This is a genomic window from Rhodothermales bacterium (genome assembly GCA_013002345.1).
Lineage (GTDB): Bacteria > Bacteroidota > Rhodothermia > Rhodothermales > JABDKH01 > JABDKH01.
The window spans coordinates 1-4,038 of the sequence record JABDKH010000014.1 but is presented as its reverse complement, the minus strand read 5'-3'; the positions used below and the strand labels follow the sequence as shown (position 1 = coordinate 4,038).

Annotated in this window: 5 protein-coding genes; all 5 read right to left on the bottom strand. The window is 57.1% G+C overall.

Annotated elements, in window-relative coordinates; genetic code table 11:
- Window positions 1–450, bottom strand: a 450-nt coding sequence (locus HKN37_00745) for a CvpA family protein (GenBank protein ID NNE45167.1), incomplete at its 3' end; no start/stop codon positions are given.
- Between the two features lie 21 nt (window positions 451–471).
- Complete coding sequence (locus tag HKN37_00740; GenBank protein ID NNE45166.1) at window positions 472–933, bottom strand: GatB/YqeY domain-containing protein; 462 nt, start codon at window positions 931–933, stop codon at window positions 472–474.
- 106 nt (window positions 934–1,039) lie between these two features.
- Window positions 1,040–1,825: a hypothetical protein gene (locus tag HKN37_00735; GenBank protein NNE45165.1), complete on the bottom strand. Its 786-nt coding sequence runs from the start codon at window positions 1,823–1,825 to the stop codon at window positions 1,040–1,042.
- Window positions 1,818–3,008 carry a PQQ-like beta-propeller repeat protein gene (locus HKN37_00730; protein NNE45164.1) on the bottom strand — a complete coding sequence of 397 codons (1,191 nt, stop codon included), beginning with the start codon at window positions 3,006–3,008 and terminating at the stop codon, window positions 1,818–1,820. Before HKN37_00730 ends, HKN37_00735 begins: the two co-directional genes overlap by 8 nt.
- A gap of 2 nt (window positions 3,009–3,010) precedes the next feature.
- Window positions 3,011–4,038: BamA/TamA family outer membrane protein (locus HKN37_00725; protein NNE45163.1), on the bottom strand; the 1,028-nt coding region annotated here is incomplete at its 5' end.

Here is a 4,038-nt window from a genome sequence, read left to right as displayed (position 1 = left end):
CCATGTAACTGGAAGCGCCTGCGAGATGGGTCCATACAACACGGAAGACGCCTGAGTGCGGGCATCCGGCACTTTGACGTACGCAAGGGCCATGAACAGGATTCCGAGCAGCAGCACGGCCTTGAATGCACCTGCCGCCGACCCGATCGCTCGATTGACGGTCGTCAGTTTCAATACCTCCAGCACCGTCTCAAAGAACTTGACCAGCAGTATGACAGCAAGATGGAACACAAGGAACACGACGATGAACCCCACCACCGGAGCATACTGCTCGGACACGCCCATCAGATCTGTCACGACACGTCCCACCGGCTGCATCAGCTGGAGCGCAATAAGGAACCCGAATAGCAGGCTGGCAACGCTGCTCACCTGGCGTATAACGCCCGTGCTGAACCCATGCACTACACCGGCAGCGAGACAGACAAGAATGAAAATATCCAGAGCATTCATAATGACGTAATCACTGAAGGATCAATGTGTCTTGCTTAGCAGGTCTTTGACTACCTGATTGATGCGCCGGCCATCAGCCTTCCCTTTCAACGCAGCCATGGCATTTCCCATGACCCTTCCCATGTCCGCGATGGATTCGGCTCCAACCGCTTCGATCGCCATCTCTACTACGGACCGGATCTCCTCATCGCTTGCCTGAGCCGGAAGATATTCCCGGATGATCTCGAGCTCCTCTCTTTCACTACTCTCCAGATCCGGACGTCCCCCCTGGGCGAACTGCTCAATCGAGTCCTCGCGCTGCTTCGCCTGTTTCTGAAGCACAGCAAGAATCTCCGCCTCCGTCAGGCCCTTCTCCCCTTTGCCGCGCTTTTCGATTTCCTTCTGTTGAAGGGCTGCGCGTATGGATCGCAAAGTTCGCGTACGCGCCGCGTTCTTGCTGCGCATCGAGTTCTTAAGGTCGCTGTCTAGTCTCTCCTGGAGCATGCCTGTTCAAATTGGACGCGATGGCGCGGATAGGTGCTGCCGACAGGAATCACGAAACCGCATGTCCGCCAAGAAACGACGGGAGCGGAGTATAGATCCGCGCCGGCTATCTGAGAATCAAACGTACGGCAAACAGACCCGCACCGGCTTGCATCACGCCGAGGGCGACGCCGGAGTATGTGTCGTACCGTTTGATCGCAGGACGAAGCGCAGGGTCACCAGTCTCCACGTAGCGGTCGTAGCGCCGATCCGCCTTGAATTTGAAGTGCACGGCCACGCCTCCGGCGACCAGAGCCGTCCCGATGGCGGCATAGTCAATCCATCGGCGGCGAGACGGCGGTGGACTCAGTGCGAAGCGGGATACATCTCCGGTCTCTTCGAGCGGTTCCAGTCGAATGACATGCAGATTCCACAACTCTGCTCCGGGCACAACGCTCTCTGTCTTGAAATCGGCAAGACTGAAATCCAGAACCCCTGTGAGGGGCGTCGTGCTCTCGACAGTTGACGGTGTGAAACCCAGCTTTCGCACCACCAGCCCGTCGCGAAGAGAAACCTCGGCGTCGTACGGTGTGGATTCGAGGCGATAGTAGTAAGGAAAATCGAGATGAACCACGATGGTATCTCCCGGCGTTCCGGAATGGATTCGGGTTACGACCGGTGGAATGGACCAGCTGAATTGGTCAGCTGCAACAAGTCTGATCTCATGTCCGCCCAGACCCATACTGAAAAATCTTTCGTTCGCTGTCCCCAGCAGAATCTGATCTGCGTACACGAGGGCATCGGGGACGTTTGTATCGAGCTGAAGGACCACAGCAGCCTGCTGACCCATCGTCACGGACGGAGCCAGCGCAAGAATACAAGTGATCAGTATGTACTCGGATACTCTACTCATTCCGAGCGACCTCAAGCTGCGACGGAGAGAATCGATACACGTGGCGCGGCTCACTCAGGAAGTAAACGCCACCCGGCCCGACGGCGGGCGCCGACTTGATCCGACCCTTCACCTTCGCGCTCCATACCTCAGTGCCCGATGCAAGATCGAATCCATGTGCCGTTCCGGCCATCGTTCCTACGAATACGCGTTCTCCCGATATCGCGGGAGCAGCCGTGATCGCACCGCTGGCCTGCCAGGTCCATTGAACCGTGCCGTCGCGGACGGAAAGGGACTGCAGAACGCCGTCGGAGCCGCCGAACACTATTCCCGATTCTGACGCCGCCGGCGTCGCGAACTTCACCCGTTTGTCCGCTCCTCGATAGCTCCAGACGATTCGTCCCGTGCGTGCGTCCAGTGAGTAGAGACTGGCGCGCGTCGTCGGGACATACAAGACGCCGCTATGTGACGACATCGACGCATACACGGGCGCGTCCAGATTCTGACTCCAGACAATGGTCCCCGACGCCAGATCAATCCCGAATACCATGCCTTTATCATCCGCGACGGCCACAATATCACGACCGACAAGGACTGGCGTCCCTTTCAGTGAGGCTCGATCGTCCAGTTTCCTGGTCCAGGTAACTTCACCCAGCGCAGATAGCGCGTAGACAGTAGACGTCGCGTCCGAGAATACAATGGAGTTATCCGTTGCCAGAATGCCTCGCTCGACCGGTGTCGACTCGTACCTCCACAGTCTCCGGCCTGTGCTCAAGCTGTGCGCTACAATACCAGTCTTTCGTCCCCAGGCTACCGGGACAAATAGAACGCTTCCCGTAATGGCCGGTGATCCGTTGATCGATTCACCAAATCCCTTTACACCCGCTTTCTTCCCCTTCTCGGCTTGAATGGCGTGGACCTCACCTTTTCTTGTCGCCACCAGCACGTAGGCTCCCTTCAGTAACGGGGAGCCCGGTCCGAAGGCTGCGGAAGCATCATAATCCCAGGCAAGTTCAAGTGGTGTCGCAATTGTCGTGGGTGAAGCGTGGGACCTCTCCGATTCCCGTCCCTCTGTGAGCCAGTCGTCATCGGAGGACCGGCCGGTATGTTCTAATTGCAGCGTGTTGCAACCGACAATCGAGACGAGAATCGCGACGACGCTGACGACGTGCGACCTTCCCTGCACAATATCGGTGGTGACCATCACTAGAAATCCCAACCGAAGAAGAACTGCTTGAAGAAGCCATCCCGCGTCCTGAAACCATCTCGGTACTTCCATCCGAGGTCATACCTCAGTACAAACCCACCGAACAAATTAAGTCGAAATCCGAGTCCCGTCGCTCCGAGCGTCTCGCCGGCATTGATCGTACGCTGTTTGAGACCGTAGTCGTCATTCCAGGCGTGAGCAGCATCGAAGAACAGCGCACCGCGCAGGTTGACGATTCCGAACGGTGCAAGTATCGGGGTGATTAGAGATGGGGCCGTCAGGATCGGAAAGCGAAGCTCATGAGAGGTAAACCACATCTTCTGTCCCCGAACCGAAAAGAGACGAAATCCACGCAGATCCCAGCTCCCGCCGAGCACGAACAGCCTCGCCTCACGCCCCTGATTCCATCGTCCGTTGAACCGCGACGCGAGCGTGATGGATCTTCCGAATCGCACGTACTTCCTGAGGTCGCCGTCTACGGTGAAGTAGCTAACGTTTGACTCGCGAATGTCAGTCGTGTAGGCGGTCGACAGGCTGGCCCTCCAGCCGTCAATGGGGCCGTTGTAGTGATATAGCGCGTTGTCGTGGGTGAGCGTGATGGCGTTAGATAACAACAGCGCCGACCGGTCAATGCCACGGGCAGCTACCTCCTTGTGGCTCCAGTTAAGAGACGTTCCGAACTCCACGCGTCTGAACTTGGATAACGGATAGCTGATCGCGCCGAACCCGCCATATATCGTTTCAAAGAAACTCGGAAACTCGCTCGGGGCATCCGGGTCCGTCAGGTCGTATCGCCGGCCGCTGAATCTGTACAGGCCGTAGCCAATATTTGTCCGCTTGTGCAACTGAACCCGGCTCACCGCAAGGCTCAAGCGTTTAATGAAATCTTTCTGCGTATCGGCTGTGTTATATATGGTTACAAATAATCGATCGTCGCCAAGCATGTCAGAAAAGGACATGACTGCTCCGCCGATGGTTCCAAGTACCGCGCTCTGACTCACCTGCCCCTGCGCGAAGTCAAGCCGAT

Excerpts from the sequence above, each read along its gene's own strand:
- HKN37_00735 (NNE45165.1), bottom strand. The coding sequence starts at position 1,825 with ATGAGTAGAGTATCCGAGTACATACTGATCACTTGTATTCTTGCGCTG.
- HKN37_00740 (NNE45166.1), bottom strand. The coding sequence starts at position 933 with ATGCTCCAGGAGAGACTAGACAGCGACCTTAAGAACTCGATGCGCAGC.
- HKN37_00730 (NNE45164.1), bottom strand. The coding sequence starts at position 3,008 with ATGGTCACCACCGATATTGTGCAGGGAAGGTCGCACGTCGTCAGCGTC.